Annotated in this window: 16 protein-coding genes; 8 read left to right on the forward strand and 8 right to left on the reverse strand. The window is 36.0% G+C overall.

Going from position 1 to position 14387, the window contains the following annotated elements; genetic code table 11:
* Positions 1-4 precede the first annotated feature (4 nt).
* Genes egtB through B154_RS0109550 form a run of 3 tightly spaced genes read right to left on the reverse strand, consistent with a single transcriptional unit; the run spans position 5 to position 3687 of the window.
* Positions 5-1168, reverse strand: coding sequence for an ergothioneine biosynthesis protein EgtB (gene egtB, locus B154_RS0109540; RefSeq protein WP_018613749.1), 1164 nt, complete (start codon positions 1166-1168; stop codon positions 5-7).
* A complete protein-coding gene (locus B154_RS0109545) occupies positions 1158-2729 on the reverse strand; it encodes an ABC transporter permease/substrate-binding protein (protein WP_018613750.1) in 1572 nt (523 codons plus the stop codon). The genes egtB and B154_RS0109545 overlap by 11 nt, the downstream gene beginning before the upstream one ends.
* Positions 2722-3687: an ABC transporter ATP-binding protein gene (locus B154_RS0109550; RefSeq protein ID WP_018613751.1), complete on the reverse strand. Its 966-nt coding sequence runs from the start codon at positions 3685-3687 to the stop codon at positions 2722-2724. Before B154_RS0109550 ends, B154_RS0109545 begins: the two co-directional genes overlap by 8 nt.
* 214 nt (positions 3688-3901) lie before the next feature.
* Here B154_RS0109550 and B154_RS0109555 point away from each other — a divergent pair, with 214 nt between their 5' ends.
* Entirely contained in the window at positions 3902-4234 is a 333-nt protein-coding gene (locus B154_RS0109555) for a hypothetical protein (protein ID WP_018613753.1), read from the forward strand.
* A 45-nt stretch (positions 4235-4279) separates the two neighbouring features.
* Here B154_RS0109555 and B154_RS32745 read toward each other — a convergent pair whose 3' ends face one another.
* On the reverse strand, positions 4280-4432 hold the full coding sequence (locus B154_RS32745; RefSeq protein ID WP_018613755.1) for a hypothetical protein: 153 nt from the start codon (positions 4430-4432) through the stop codon (positions 4280-4282).
* Between B154_RS32745 and B154_RS0109560 the strand changes: the two genes are divergently transcribed.
* From B154_RS0109560 to B154_RS0109575, 4 genes are read left to right on the forward strand one after another with little or no spacing between them, the layout of a single operon-like run.
* Entirely contained in the window at positions 4411-5220 is an 810-nt protein-coding gene (locus B154_RS0109560; protein ID WP_018613757.1) for a UbiA family prenyltransferase, read from the forward strand. The genes B154_RS32745 and B154_RS0109560 overlap by 22 nt on opposite strands.
* On the forward strand, positions 5213-6289 hold the full coding sequence (locus B154_RS0109565) for a type III polyketide synthase (protein WP_026260082.1): 1077 nt from the start codon (positions 5213-5215) through the stop codon (positions 6287-6289). Before B154_RS0109560 ends, B154_RS0109565 begins: the two co-directional genes overlap by 8 nt.
* On the forward strand, positions 6286-6984 hold the full coding sequence (locus B154_RS0109570) for a methyltransferase domain-containing protein (protein WP_018613760.1): 699 nt from the start codon (positions 6286-6288) through the stop codon (positions 6982-6984). The genes B154_RS0109565 and B154_RS0109570 overlap by 4 nt, the downstream gene beginning before the upstream one ends.
* Entirely contained in the window at positions 6971-8110 is a 1140-nt protein-coding gene (locus B154_RS0109575; protein WP_018613762.1) for an NAD(P)/FAD-dependent oxidoreductase, read from the forward strand. Before B154_RS0109570 ends, B154_RS0109575 begins: the two co-directional genes overlap by 14 nt.
* A gap of 82 nt (positions 8111-8192) precedes the next feature.
* Here the strand turns inward: B154_RS0109575 and B154_RS0109580 are convergent, their stop codons facing one another.
* Positions 8193-8576 carry a hypothetical protein gene (locus tag B154_RS0109580; RefSeq protein WP_018613763.1) on the reverse strand — a complete coding sequence of 128 codons (384 nt, stop codon included), beginning with the start codon at positions 8574-8576 and terminating at the stop codon, positions 8193-8195.
* Between the two features lie 66 nt (positions 8577-8642).
* Complete coding sequence (locus tag B154_RS30655) at positions 8643-8993, reverse strand: response regulator (RefSeq protein WP_018613764.1); 351 nt, start codon at positions 8991-8993, stop codon at positions 8643-8645.
* Between the two features lie 346 nt (positions 8994-9339).
* On the opposite strand from B154_RS30655, the gene B154_RS30660 reads away from it, so the two are divergent.
* Positions 9340-9924, forward strand: coding sequence for a porin family protein (locus B154_RS30660; protein WP_018613765.1), 585 nt, complete (start codon positions 9340-9342; stop codon positions 9922-9924).
* A gap of 66 nt (positions 9925-9990) precedes the next feature.
* A complete protein-coding gene (locus B154_RS0109595; RefSeq protein ID WP_018613766.1) occupies positions 9991-10677 on the forward strand; it encodes a YiaD family glycine zipper/OmpA-like lipoprotein in 687 nt (228 codons plus the stop codon).
* 131 nt (positions 10678-10808) lie between these two features.
* Here B154_RS0109595 and B154_RS31335 read toward each other — a convergent pair whose 3' ends face one another.
* Together B154_RS31335 and B154_RS30665 are read right to left on the reverse strand one after the other, a co-directional pair.
* Positions 10809-10973 (reverse strand): DUF1328 domain-containing protein, encoded by a 165-nt coding sequence (locus tag B154_RS31335; RefSeq protein ID WP_018613767.1) that lies wholly within the window; start codon positions 10971-10973, stop codon positions 10809-10811.
* 345 nt (positions 10974-11318) lie between these two features.
* Positions 11319-12746, reverse strand: coding sequence for a sensor histidine kinase (locus B154_RS30665; RefSeq protein ID WP_018613769.1), 1428 nt, complete (start codon positions 12744-12746; stop codon positions 11319-11321).
* Positions 12747-12929: 183 nt separating this feature from the next.
* On the opposite strand from B154_RS30665, the gene rpoN reads away from it, so the two are divergent.
* A complete protein-coding gene (rpoN, locus tag B154_RS0109610; RefSeq protein WP_018613770.1) occupies positions 12930-14354 on the forward strand; it encodes an RNA polymerase factor sigma-54 in 1425 nt (474 codons plus the stop codon).
* Positions 14355-14387 lie beyond the last annotated feature (33 nt).

A 14387-nucleotide genomic window follows, 5' to 3' on the forward strand; every position in this document is an offset into this window, starting at 1 on the left:
TTTTTTATTGTGCCAACCTGATACCGGTATATTGCCAGCGCAGGTGCGGATGAAAAAAGTTGCGGTAAGTTTTGCGGCTATGCCCGGGAGAAGTTACCTCAGAGGCTCCGCGCAGTACTTTTTGATTGACCATAAATTTGCCGTTGTATTCACCAATTGCTCCTGGTGCTTTTTTAAAGCCAGGATAAGGCAGATAAGCACTCTCGGTCCACTCCCACCGGCTACCCCATTCAAATTTATCGGCGGCTACTTCCCATTCAAATTCAGTCGGCAAACGCATTCCTTTCCATGCTGCAAATGCTGAGGCTTCGTAAAAACTGATGTGATTAAGTATGCCTTCCGCATCAACAGGTATCAATCCCTCTAAAGTATAATGATGCCATTTGCCATCCACCAGATGCCAGTACATAGGAGATTGAATATTATTGTTTTTTACCCAATCTAAACCTTCTGCATGCCATAGTGTAAAATCTCTATATTCTCCTGCTTCAATAAATTCAATGAATTCACCATTGGTAATTAGATTCTTTGATATTTGATATTGAGGCAGGTAAACTTTGTGTCGGCCCAATTCATTATCAAAGCAAAAACCATTTCCGTTATACCCTATTTCGTATATCCCTTCATCAATAATTATCGAGCCTCCGACAGAAGTGTTTTTAATAGTTTTAGAAGCATCTTTTTTATATGAAGGAAATAATGGATTATTACCAAGAATATATTTTATATCAGTGTACAAAAGCTCCTGGTGTTGCTCTTCATGATTAAATCCAAGCTCCAATAATTCTTCCACATCTTCACTGCAGCCACATTCTATCAGCTTTATCATGGCTTCGTCAACATATTTGCGATAGCGTTTAACATCCAGAACTGTTGGCCTGCTTAAGTTTCCCCTATCGGTGCGTATTACTCTTGCACCAACTGTTTCGTAATAACTATTAAATACATAATTATAATCAGGATTAAACTCCTGGTATCCGTTATAAAAGTTTTTTAAAATAAAAGTCTCAAAAAACCATGTTGTATGTCCAATATGCCATTTCGGTGGACTGACATCGGCTACAGGCTGTACAACATAATCTTCAGTTTCCAGCGGTTCACAAATGTCTTCAGTTCTTTTTCTTACAGCTATATATCTATCTAAAACAGTCATTTTTTCAATTGTCATCTATATACATTTTTAATTCGGAAATGGTTCGAATTTTTAAATCCGAAGCCTGCTTTTTTCTCATCATTAATGTATAAGCATTATTAAACCCAATAGGTTTCAACCATTTAATATGGTATTTCCTCATAAACTCTTTTTGCACAAAATCAAATACGCTTTCTTTGTTTCCAATTATACTTTGAATAGTATGGTTGTCTGGCTGCAAAACTACCAGCAATCCTGTTCCGGTATATTCAGGATACAAATCAATCTGGTCATTTGTTAAAGCATCGAAACAAATTTTAGTTCCCCCTAATCCAGTTTTTGTTTCTACACTTAAATCTGTATTTCCTTTCAACAAAATAGCATATATCTGTAATAAAATATATTGTTCTCCAAATATTTTTGACCCCATCTGTATTATTCCCTTTTTTCCATTCCGGGGTTTTTTATACAGTTTTTGTTGAGTCAAAAAATCCCTAGCTACTTTTTCCGGTGATTGCTTAAGGTAGTCTACTCTATAATTAAGCTCTGTCATTATTGAATCGTTAATTTTTCCTGACAGAATATTTAATGCAGGTTCAAGCTCAGGATATTTCTCTAGAACCTCTTCCCTTACAATAGGTGCAGCATAATACGGTGGAAATATTGTTTTATCATCCTTAAGCACAACAAGATCATACGCTTTTAACCTGCCATCTGTACTGTAACCGCTAATAACATCAAGCTGTTTTTCATAAGCTGCTTTGTACATAACAGCATCACTAATAACTACTGTTCTGATGTTTAATCCGTACTTATTTTTCAGCCCAAGATAACCATCGCTTCTGCCCATAAATTCGGGTGTAAAGCCGGCAAGCATTTTACTACCAATAGCTGAAGGAAGCAGGTAAAATGACGAAAGAGCAATTAAAATTATCGGAATAGCTATAAAAGCTGTTTTTGCTTTTTTTATATTAAAATGTTGTGCTTTTGCAAGAAGAAAATCGAAAATGATGGCAAGCAAAGCAGCGGGAATAGCTCCGGCCAAAATCATATTAGTGTTATTCAATGCAATTCCGCCAAATATAAATTCGCCTAGCCCACCGGCAGCAATATAGGCGGCGAGCGTCGCTACACCAACATTAATAACCGTTGCGGTTCTAATTCCTGCAAGAATAACAGGCATAGCCAGAGGAAGTTCTACTTTAAAAAGAATTTGCGAAGGACTCATTCCCATTCCTTTTGCTGCATCGGTTACGGCTGCATTTACTCCAATTATTCCTGTATAAGTATTTCGGATAATAGGCAAAAAAGCGTACAGCATCAGTGCAACAATAGCAGGCCTTGCCCCGATACCTAAAAGAGGAATCATGAAACCAAGCAGTGCGATACTTGGAATGGTTTGTAAAATCCCGGCAATTCCAAGTACTGGACCGCTCCATTTCTTTTTTCTGCTTATCCAGATACCGGTAGGGATTCCTATTAATATTGATAAAAACAATGAAATAAAGGTTAACCCGATATGAGCAAGGGTCTGCTGCAGCAATTTATCTGATTGCTGAGCCATAAAGTTCCAGAGGGTTTGCTGTTGCTCATTCATGGTTAAACGAATTTTTATACTGTGTATAAGCTGCCATTAACGAAGCAATTTCAATTTGTTTTTTATCATTGTTATTAATAGAAACAAATCTTTCAAAACCTTGCTGTCTGGCTGATACAGTTTCTAAGACCTGCCATAAACTATTTTCTGGCGAAATTTTGTTTTCATTAGTTCCATCAATCGCTTTTGGCAAAAGCGACCAAATATCATTAATAAAAATATTTTCAAGCTCAAGCTGAAAATGTTGTTCTTTTATAAAAGAGCGTACAAAATCATTTATAGGATTAAATAACAAATCTGTTGCTTTCCCTATTTGCACAATCTTACCTTTATCCATGAGGCAGACACGGTCACCTAATTCAAAAGCTTCCTGCACATCGTGTGTAACCATTAAGATCGTTTTACGTTTCAATTCATCGAGGGTTGTAAATTCTTTTCGAATGCCTACACGTGTAACAGGGTCAAGCGCTCCCAGAGGTTCATCCATTAATAAAACCGGCGGGTATGCCGCCAACGCCCGGGCAAGTCCTACCCTTTGTTGCTGACCTCCACTTAGCTGCGACGGATATAAATCTCCCAATGTTTGCGACAATTGCAATTTTTCCAGTAATTCCCTGGTCCGGTTAATTATTTTGTCTTTACTCCATTTCAACAAGTTAGGAACAATAGAAATATTCTCGGCAACTGTGTAGTGCGGAAACAACCCATGATGCTGCAAAACATAACCTATTCCCCGCCGCATTTTTTCTGCAGGCTGTTCGAGTATGTTTTGCCCGTTTACAACAATTTTTCCCGAAGATGGTTCTACCAGCCTGTTTATCATACGAAGTGTAGTTGTTTTGCCACATCCGCTTGTACCCAGCAGCACTACAGTTTCACCTTCTTTTACCTCGAAAGAAATATCATCTACCGCTTTTGTGCTTTTATAAAATTTACTTACATTTTTAAGTCGTATCATTTATTTCTTTCTCTGTTATTGCTAAGGAGCTCGTGTTAAGGTAATAATTTTAATTTAAATGATTAACTACAGAAAAATGTAGAAATAGTAAAACTTTTAAGCGGGAAAAAAGTTTCACAGTGACTTTAATCAACTGGAATTATACGGACTTCTGTAAAAGATGGCATATAATTTTCAGCAAATAGTATTTTAGATCATTGCAAAAATAACAATTATGATAAAAGATAATAGTGGCCTTGACAGGCTCGACGAAAAAGACAATATAAAGTCTTCTTTAGGAAATATTGAAGAAGACAAGCAAAATAGCGAACATAAGGTTAAAGTACAGGGTACAACCTTTACAGAAGAGGAAATTGAAGAAGCAAACAAACCTCAGCCTAATGTAATTCTTGATAAAGTAGGTGGAGCAGGCAGTTCGGCCAGTTATGGGACAGCGCAACGTGATAGTGAACGGGTAGAAGACAGGGCAAATGAAGCGCCCGACTCCACAGACAGCAATACCGGGGGAATAATTGCAGGCGCTGCAAAAGGCACGAGCCAGTCATAGAATAAATAATAACATGGAGTGTAGGGCTAGTAAAAAATACTAGCTCTACACCTTTTTTGTTTTAATCAACCTGTTTATCGGTATTAATAGATTAAGCATTATATTTATCCATAAAAATACCTTTGGTTCATCGCTCCACAATACAACTGCTACGATTTCATTTTTCCTGGTTTTTGATGCCTGTTTACTGGTTTGCATTAAGTTTTGTAGAAAATATATATTTACCAAGGGCAATACTCGTATTTATTATCCTTCACCTGTTGATTTATCCTTCAAGCAATGGTTATAATAGTTTTATGGATAGAGATGCAGGCAGTATAGGTGGTCTTAAAAAGCCACTGACACCTACAAAGCAATTATTTCTGGCGTCTGTTATTATGGATGTTATTGCGATTGCTTTGTCGTTGTTTATTTCCACATTGTTTGCTACATGTATTTTTATTTATATTGTCTGTTCACGATTATACAGTTATAGAGGTGTAAGGTTAAAGAAATATCCAATTATAGGATACTTAACCGTGATCGTAAACCAGGGAGCGCTTACTTTTTTTATGGTATATCATGGTTCAGATATTTTCCTTACAAATCATATGTCATGGATGGGTTTATTGGCTGCTGCTTTTTTAATCGGTGGCTTTTATCCTATTACCCAGGTCTACCAGCATGAGGCAGATAAAAAAGATAACGTCACTACTATAAGCATGCTGATGGGGAAAAAAGGAACTTTTATTTTTTGCGGAATCATGTATTTGCTGGCGATGCTAATTTTATATTTATACTACAGTGGTCGCGAACTTTATACGCCGTTTATTGTTTTATTAATCTTTTTATTACCGGTACTCGTATATTTTATGCAATGGTTTTTGCAGGTGTTGAAAGACGAAAACAAGGCGGATTTTCAGCATACTATGCGGATGAACTGGATTGCCAGTACATGTACCAGTCTTGCATTTTTAACAATAATCCTTATTCATAAATTTGGCTAAAATAATATCAATAGGAACAGCTTTACCTGAGTATTGCCATGAGCAAAACGAGATTTTGAAGTTTATGCAAAAGGCGTACGTGCTGGGTGAAAGTGAAGCGCGTAAGCTGGCTTTTCTATATAAACAAAGCGAGATACAACAACGATACTCTGTTTTAAATGATTTTACAAAGACGGAAAATGAATGGGATTTTATCATTCCGGATTATAGCCCTTCTCTTGATGACCGAATGCGACTGTTTCAGCAATATGCGCCTGAGCTTTCTGTTGCTGCTATACAAAATGCAATTAACGGTTTTATAGATCCGGGTCAAATTACTCACTTAATTACGGTCAGTTGTACTGGCATGAGCGCTCCTGGTCTTGATTTACAGATTGCAGAAGCATTGCAGCTTAAATCTAATCTTTTCCGTACGTCCGTTAATTTTATGGGTTGCTATGCTGCCATTCATGCGCTCAAAATGGCGCAGATGATCTGTGATTTTTCGCCAAATGCGAATGTCGTTGTTGTGTGTACTGAACTTTGCACCATTCATTTTCAACAAGAGTACACACAGGACAATGCCTCCAGCAGTTTGTTGTTTGGTGATGGAAGCGCTGCAGTACTCGTTTCCAATACAGTGACTTCTGGTAATGCGTTAACGCTAAAAAGTTTCTATTCCGAGATTTGTTACAAAGGCAAGGAAGATATGTCGTGGCAGTTGAGCAGCAGTGGTTTTTTAATGAAGCTTAGCTCCTATATTCCTCAACTGATACACGAAGATATATCGGAGTTAGTAAGTAAGGCCTTGAAACATTGTGATTTGCTAAAGGATGAAATTACTCACTGGTGTCTTCATCCCGGTGGCAAAAAAATACTGGAGGTGATAAAACAACAGCTATCATTAAGTATGGAAGACCTTTCGTGCAGCCGGAAAATTCTTTCAGAATATGGCAACATGTCTTCGCCTACAATACTATTTGTATTGAAGGAAATTATGCAAGGTTTGGAAGAAAAACCCGCTAAAATATTCGGTGTTGCATTTGGTCCGGGGCTAACAATGGAAACCTTTATTGCCTCAAAAGAATGACTTTTTCACGGAGGTCATATCAAAAAGAATTGCTCGACCAGGACGAAATTCCATTTGCTGATATTCAGCAGAATATGAAGGAACTGGATTTTATTAATACATGGCTCGGTGGTCATGCCATAACTGTTGCTGCTTTTAAACTTTTATCCCGTGGAAAAAAGGAAATTTCTGTTTGTGAAATAGGCTGTGGAGGAGGTGACAATCTGGTAGCAATATACAATTGGTGCCAGAAAAAACATATTCAACTTTTAATCACCGGCATCGATATAAAAGAAGAATGTATCGATTATGCAAAAAGCCGTAAAACTCTTTCTTCAACGACATGGATAACAAATGATTATAAAAAAGTGCTTTTCGACACCAAGCCCGACATCATATTCTCAAGCTTGTTTTGCCATCATTTTGCTGATGAGGAGCTAATATTACAAATTAACTGGATGAAACAGAATAGTAAAATCGGCTTTTTTATAAATGATTTGCATCGAAACTTCCTCGCATATCATTCTATTAAATTGTTAACCCGGCTTTTTTCAAAATCTTATCTTGTAAAAAGTGATGCACCTTTAAGTGTTGCAAGAGGATTTAAGAGGAATGAATTGAAGAGGTTATGCAGTGAAGCAAGGACAGGCAAGGCTACAGTGACGTGGAAATGGGCTTTTCGTTACCTTATAATGTATGAACATGAAGGAGCATAAGCGATATGATATTGCCATAATTGGCGGTGGACTTGCCGGCCTATGTCTCGCTATTCAATGCGTTGAAAAGCACTATAACGTAATACTTTTCGAGAAGGAAGAATATCCTTTTCATAAAGTATGCGGCGAATACATAAGCCTTGAAAGCTGGGATTTCCTGCAAACATTAGGGGTTCCATTACCTGAGTTAAATTTACCTATTATAAAAACCCTGCAAGTAACAGACGCTAAGGGTGAAGCTTATACTTTTAATCTTCCGCTTGGGGGATTTGGTGTCAGCCGCTTTTCTTTGGATAGTTTACTCTATCATATTGCTTTAACTAAAGGAGTCGAGATTTGCACAAACAGCAAAGTAAATAGTATTGAGTATAACAACGAGGAATTTACAATTTGCAGCTTAAAAAAAACAGTAAGGGCTAAAGTTGCGGCTGGCACTTTTGGAAAACGAAGTAATCTTGATATTAAATGGAACAGAACTTTTACAAGGCAAAAGCCTAATTCCTTAAATAATTATATCGGTATAAAATACCACGTTCGTTATAACCATCCTACAGATCATATTTATTTGCACAACTTTTATAAGGGCTACTGTGGAATCTCGAAGATTGAAGAAGATAAAAGTTGTCTTTGCTATCTAACTACAGCGCAAAACCTAAAAAATTGTGGAAACTCTGTTTCGGAAATGGAACGTCAGGTCTTATATAAAAATCCATTGCTTAAAGAAATTTTTGATTCGGCTGAATTTTTATACGAAGAGCCTCTTGCCATTTCTCAAATAAGTTTTGATAAAAAATTGCAGGTTGAAAATCACGTATTAATGCTGGGAGACGCAGCGGGAATGATAAGTCCGTTGTGTGGAAACGGAATGAGTATGGCAATGCATTCAGCAAAATTAGCTTTTGAAAAAATACACCTCTTTCTTATAAATAGCATTTCTAGGAGGCAGATGGAAAAAGATTACAGTGAAACCTGGAAAAGACATTTTTTCAAAAGATTGTGGATGGGAAGAAATGTACAAAAGCTTTTTGGTGGAGAAGTTTCTACGTCACTTTTTCTTAAATCCATGCATTCGTTTCCTCTTTTATCATCGTTGGTCATACGTTCAACTCACGGTCAGCCATTTTGACTAAACATAAATCATTCACTTGTCATAAATAAAAAAGCTGCCCGATCATATAAATCAGGCAGCTCTTACTCCTAAAACAAAACTACATTACCGGAATTTTCTTCTTTGTATCATCTGGATCATCTCCTATCTCAATTTCTGTAAAAGGATCGTCGTCATCACTGTCATCATCTTCATCGCTGTCATCATCATCCTCATCACTCATAATGGTGCTGTTGAGCATTGTCATCCCCTTTCCATTCTGTACAGGGCTTTCATTTGCGACCTTTGTGTTATTATTTGCCTCCTCAATGTACTCTTGCTCATCATCTGCTTTTTCGTATGGTCTTTCTTCTTCATGCTCTACCACGCCTTCTCCATCCTGTACCTGGCTATCTCCGGTAGTTTTGCTATTGCTCTTTCCATCAGTTGAAGAAGTTTTAGTATCTTCTGAACTATTCGTATCTACGTTATATGATTCTTCCATAAAGAATTTTTAAGAATTAATAGTATTAATGCAACTAAAAAACTATACCTCCATCTTAAATTCTGCTTATTTCAAAAACTTATCTATTTGCGAGATAGATATGGGCTTTTCCACTACATCAATTTTTGTATCACAACTGCTATAATCAGGTTTATTTCCAATCTTATTAGCACTTATCAAGAACAAGTGAACTCCAGGAGCGGCGTCGATAATATTTTTAGCAGCAGGCCAACCTAAACCGTCAGGAAGATTGTTGTCAAGTATCACTATATCGGGCAAATAATCATGCACAAGCAGTAATCCATCCTGCAGGGTGTGTGAAATACTAACATCGCAATTTTTTTTGGATAAATAGAATTGCATTAGTAAACAAAAATCGACCTCATCATCTATTATTAATACTTTCTTCTTACCCATAAATTTTAAAGTGAAAAAATACTGCCAATCGTTTTACGAAAACATTTTCAAAAAATGATCATACTTGTAGAAACAATTTCACAACGCTGGATAAAAGTTAATAAAAATATGTACAAAAATTCACGCAATCTGCGCATTGTGTGTGCGTGACTAGTTTTTCAAAGTTGAATTTGAAAAATTGTTTTTTTAATAATAAAAGTAAAAAACGAACCTGTCTTTCCTCTAAGCTTTTTACAGAAAAAACACAAGTAAAACCTTTCAAAAATATTGATTTTCATTGTAATAGGAACAATAAAATGATAAAGTCGGCATTGATATTGCTTAATACTTGAAAAATCGAATTAGTATGAAAAAGTTATTATTAGCAGTTATTATTTGCAGTAGTTTTTGTTTTACAGCTATGGCACAAAGCAAATTCTCATTGGGTCCCAACGCAGGGTTTGGCCATACATGGGTCTCCAATTCTAACAACGCAAAATTTAAATTAGCTGCAAATGCGGGTGTAGCAATGGTATATAGTGCTACCGAACATTTTGGTATTGGGTTAGATGCGAAGTACTCATATGAAGGTGTGAAAACAGGCTCAGGCGCAGCTAACGCTCTCGACCTTAATTATTTTAGATTTCCACTAAAAGCTATATATTTTTTCAATAATTATGGAAATCAATTCAGACCAAAGATTTTTGCAGGTCCTTCATTTGGCTTTTTGTCATCTGCAAAGACAAATGGTGTAAATGTCAAAAGCCTGTATAATTCATCAGACGTTGGTATAACCGCCGGTGCAGGTTTTAACTATCGGTTGGTTAAGAACAGCTGGTTTACTGCCGATATTAATTATTTACATGGGCTTTCAGATGTTACTAAAGACGCCTCTATAAAAAACCATAACAGAAACTTACAATTGAACGTAGGGGTAAACTTCGGATTATAAACTATTTTAAATAATTGTATTGCCCCTACCGGGGCAATTTTTATTAATTCAATAAATATACTTATCATGAAAAAGATAAATGTAGTGCACTTCATAGTTTTTCTTGTATTTGCCGGCTTACTGGTCTCAGGTTGTAAAAGCATGAATAAGACACAAAAAGGTGCAGTTATAGGTGCAGCAGGTGGTGCAGCCGTTGGTGCAGGTGTGGGTAAAGCTGCACATAACACGGCCTTAGGAGCAATAATAGGCGCTGCAGTAGGAGGTGTTACCGGCGGCATTATTGGTAAACAAATGGATAAACAAGCTACAGAAATAGCCCAAATTCCGGGGGCGGAAGTAAAACGTGTGGGAGAAGGTATTAATGTAACTTTTGAATCAGGAGTTTTATTTGATGTAGACCAGTCGACAATCAGCACAACTGCGCAATCAAAAATTAAAAATCTTGCTGAAGTTTTTAAAAAATACCCTGATTCTTATATTTTGATTGAAGGTCATACCGATGCTTCTGGTTCTGCTGAGCACAATATGGAATTATCTGAAAAAAGGGCAAAAGCTGTTGCCGATTATCTTGAAACCCAAAATGTGGCAGCAGAAAGAATAAAAACTGCGTGGTACGGAGAAACACAACCGAAATTTCCCAATGATACAGAAGCAAACAAGGCTCAGAACAGAAGAGTTGAATTTGCTATTTACGCGAATGAAAATTTAATTGAAAAGGCGAAGAAGCAAGGTGCGGGTGCAGGGTCCCAGTAACGATGAAACTTATAAAAAAACTGCTTTAAAGAAAGCGGTTTTTTTATTTTCTGTGTATCAGACCATCAAGATATATAAAAAAAGTGCAGCATAATCTGCACTTTTTTTATATATCTTTTTTACTTTACTTATTAATCTATAGTTTTTCTTCCCGAAATAAGAGAAAGAAGAAACAATACGATAAAAATAAAGAATAGTACTTTTGCAATGCCTGCAGCGCCGGCAGCAATTCCGCCAAAGCCAAAAACAGCCGCTATAATGGCGATGATTAAAAAGGTGATTGTCCAGCGTAACATAAAATAATTTTTTAGGTTTTTTAAATGTTATTTCTACCATTCTCATTAGTAAAATAATCATACCATTTTCTCTCACTGTTAGTGAAACCTTTTCTACATTCCTCAATAAGATTGCTTCCACGTATCATCAGGTATAATATTTTATTTATTAGCCATATTACAAGTAATACCTATGAAAGCATCTGGAAGATTTTTAAAAAATGCGTTAGAATGTATGACTCAGTGTGTACTGTTGCCGGGGGTAGAATTACATTTTGAAGACGTTATACTTTTCTATAGTAAAAATATAGGAGTAATAATCAGAAAACACAAAAGAGTTAAATAATATTAACCTATCATTTGTCTTTATCTACTGCTATCAGCAGGAAAGTAAAGATTAAATGTAGCACCGATTCCTGCTTCTCCTTTTGCAGTAATAAATCCGTTGTGATTTAGCATCACTTTTTTACAGATCGCCAGTCCTATTCCTTTTCCGGCAGGGAAAGAATTATTGGCGTGGAGCCTTTTAAATATAACAAACACTTTTTTATTGAACTCTTTTTCAAAGCCCATTCCGTTGTCGCTTACTGTTATTTTAGTAAAAAAACTTGAAGAATTAATTTCTTCGCCCGAAACTTTTGAAGCAATCACATTTATAACAGGAGAAACACCGGGTTTTGAAAATTTTAAAGAATTATCAAGCAAATTGTAAAATAGGACAAAAAGTTGTTTAAAATGACCGCTTACTACCGGCAATTCTTCCACTTTTATCGTCGCTTTTTTTTGTTGTATTACCCCGTCTAATTCTTGCCTCACTTCATCAAAACATTTTTGAAGATCAACCAGCGTTACTTCTTCTTCATTTTTTGTTACATGCGTGTAATTTAAAAGATCGTTCAAAAGTTCCTGCATTCTTTGCGAGGAAGATGAAATTTTGTCTACAATTATTTGACCTTCTTCTTGCAAAACTCCTTTATATTGTATTATCAATTTGTCAGTAAAAGTTCTTATTTTTCTTAACGGCTCCTGTAAATCGTGAGACGCTACAAAAGCGATTTGTTCTAACTCAGCATTTGTGACATTTAGCTGGTTTATTTTCTGCTCTAGTATTCTTTGATGAATTCTTCTTCTTTTAAAATCTTTAATGATGACTAAAAAAGAAATTGCCTGGAACAGGCACGAAACCAAAAGTATAAGCGCCAGATTTTTAGGTGCTGCTACTTCGACAATACTTTTCTGTTTCCTTCTTTTCTGCAGCAGGTTTGACTCCACATTATCCATTTGCTGCGACAACTTCATAAACTGCTGCATTATCTTATTACCCCTTTCCCGGTATTTAAGAAATAAATTAAGCTGGCCATTTGAAGCATAATCGATTGTTGCATATAACATCTGGTATCGTAAAGAAACTGTTTCCTTTAGCTTCTTTACTAAAACTTGTTGTTCCTGGTTGTCTTTTGTAAGTAGTCTTAAAGAGTCTATCTTTTCAAAGATGGTTATTTGAGTTTTAGAAAGCGGCTTTAATAACAAAGTATCTTCTGTAAGCAAAAAAACCTGTTGGCTGTTCTCTGCTTCAATTAAATCTGATTGTACCTTTAATAGCTGGTTTTTTACCTCGTAAGTATGTTCAACAGATGAATTACTTTTTATGATAGAAGTAAACTTTTGTAGTAAAGAGAGAGAAATTGTGATAATGACAGCAAAAGATAACCCAAAAGCGATATAAATAAATAAAAGGCGGTTTTTCAAAGTTGGAGCTTTACTACAAAGAAAAATAAAAAAATATCTTTTCATGTGGAAACTTTTCTACAGTAGTGCTTTTATTTAAAATATTATTTTTGTGCTTGTTATAAATAATACCTTTACTTAATATACAACGGTCTATAACCTAAATATTTATGGTTTTTTTACACATTTTTCAAGTTTGGTGTTGTATTGGATTCTATTATTTCGAAACATAAACTACAGATAATCAATATGCTCACCCAAATTCAAACCCAAAAACAGCAGTTGAAAATATTGCCTCAGCAAATTCAAATGCTGAACATTTTCCACCTAAATGTTTTAGAGTTAGATCAGCGTATACAGGATGAATTGGAAGAAAATCCTTTGCTTGAGGTTAATGAAGAGGAAGAAACTGTGGCAGTTGAAAAATTTGCAAAAGAAAGCGTACAGGATTATGAGGATTGGGAAGAACACGGATATGATGACGTGCCCGATTACAAAATGGAATACGAAAATTACTTCAACAGCGAAACTATTCCAAACGTTCCCATCAAGGCCTTTAGTGACTTTAGAGAATCTCTTAAAGAGCAGGTAAGATATATGGGCATTTCTGATAAAGAACTTCAACTTGCCGATTATATAATTGATTGCCTTAACTGCAACGGTTTTTTGTTACAAGACCTTGAAGATATGGCAGATGATCTTTCTTTTAAACATGGCGTTATTGTTGAAACCGAAGATCTTCAAAAAGTCGTTCAAATAATTCATCAGCTCGACCCGGTAGGAGTAGGCGCAAAAAATACAAGAGAGTGCCTTTTGCTGCAGCTGCATCATATGGCGAAAAAAGGGCCTGATGTAAAAATGGCAATTAAACTGCTCGAAAATCATTATGCAGATCTTTCTCATCGCAATATGGAAAAGATAATGGAATCTCTTTCTATTGATGAGGAAGAACTGAAGATTATCTTACGCTTGCTGGCATCGCTTAAGCTTAAACCAATACTTGAAGAGTTCGAGGGAACGACTGTTAATAATAACATCATTCCCGATTTTATCTTAACAGTAGATGACGAGAGGGGCGACATAGAAGTAAACCTGTATAAGTCTCGATCTTCTTCTTTATACATCAACCAGTCTTTGATGGAGACTGTTCAGTTTGCAAGTGCTAATCGCGATAAATCTGCAACTCAATACCTGAAAAGCAAGCTGAGTTCTGCGCAGTGGTTTGTAAATGCCATAAAGCAACGGGAAGGAACGATGATGCAGATAATGAAGGCAATAGTTGATCTGCAAAGAGAATATTTTAAAACGGGAGAAGTTAGCCTGCTAAAACCTATGATCTTAAAAAACATTGCAGACAAAGTAGGTGTTGATATTTCGACCGTGTCACGGGTTACTTCAAATAAGTATGTTGACACGCCTTTCGGTATTATTCTTCTTAAAAATTTATTTACCGAAGGAATTATAAATAAAGAAGGGGAAGTTATCAGCAATCGCGTTATACAGTCGGCAATAGAAGGGGTAATTGAAAATGAAGATAAACTAAATCCATATACCGACCAGCAACTCGTCTCTATTTTAGCTAATAAGGGAATAAACGTAGCGAGAAGAACTATCGCCAAATACCGCGAGCAACTACAAATTCCAGTTGCACAATTAAGAAGAATGTGGGCTTAAATTTAAAAAGAATTAAATTTGTGTATTAAATTT

Source organism: Segetibacter koreensis DSM 18137 (assembly GCF_000374045.1).
In the GTDB taxonomy this organism is placed as follows: Bacteria; Bacteroidota; Bacteroidia; order Chitinophagales; family Chitinophagaceae; genus Segetibacter; species Segetibacter koreensis.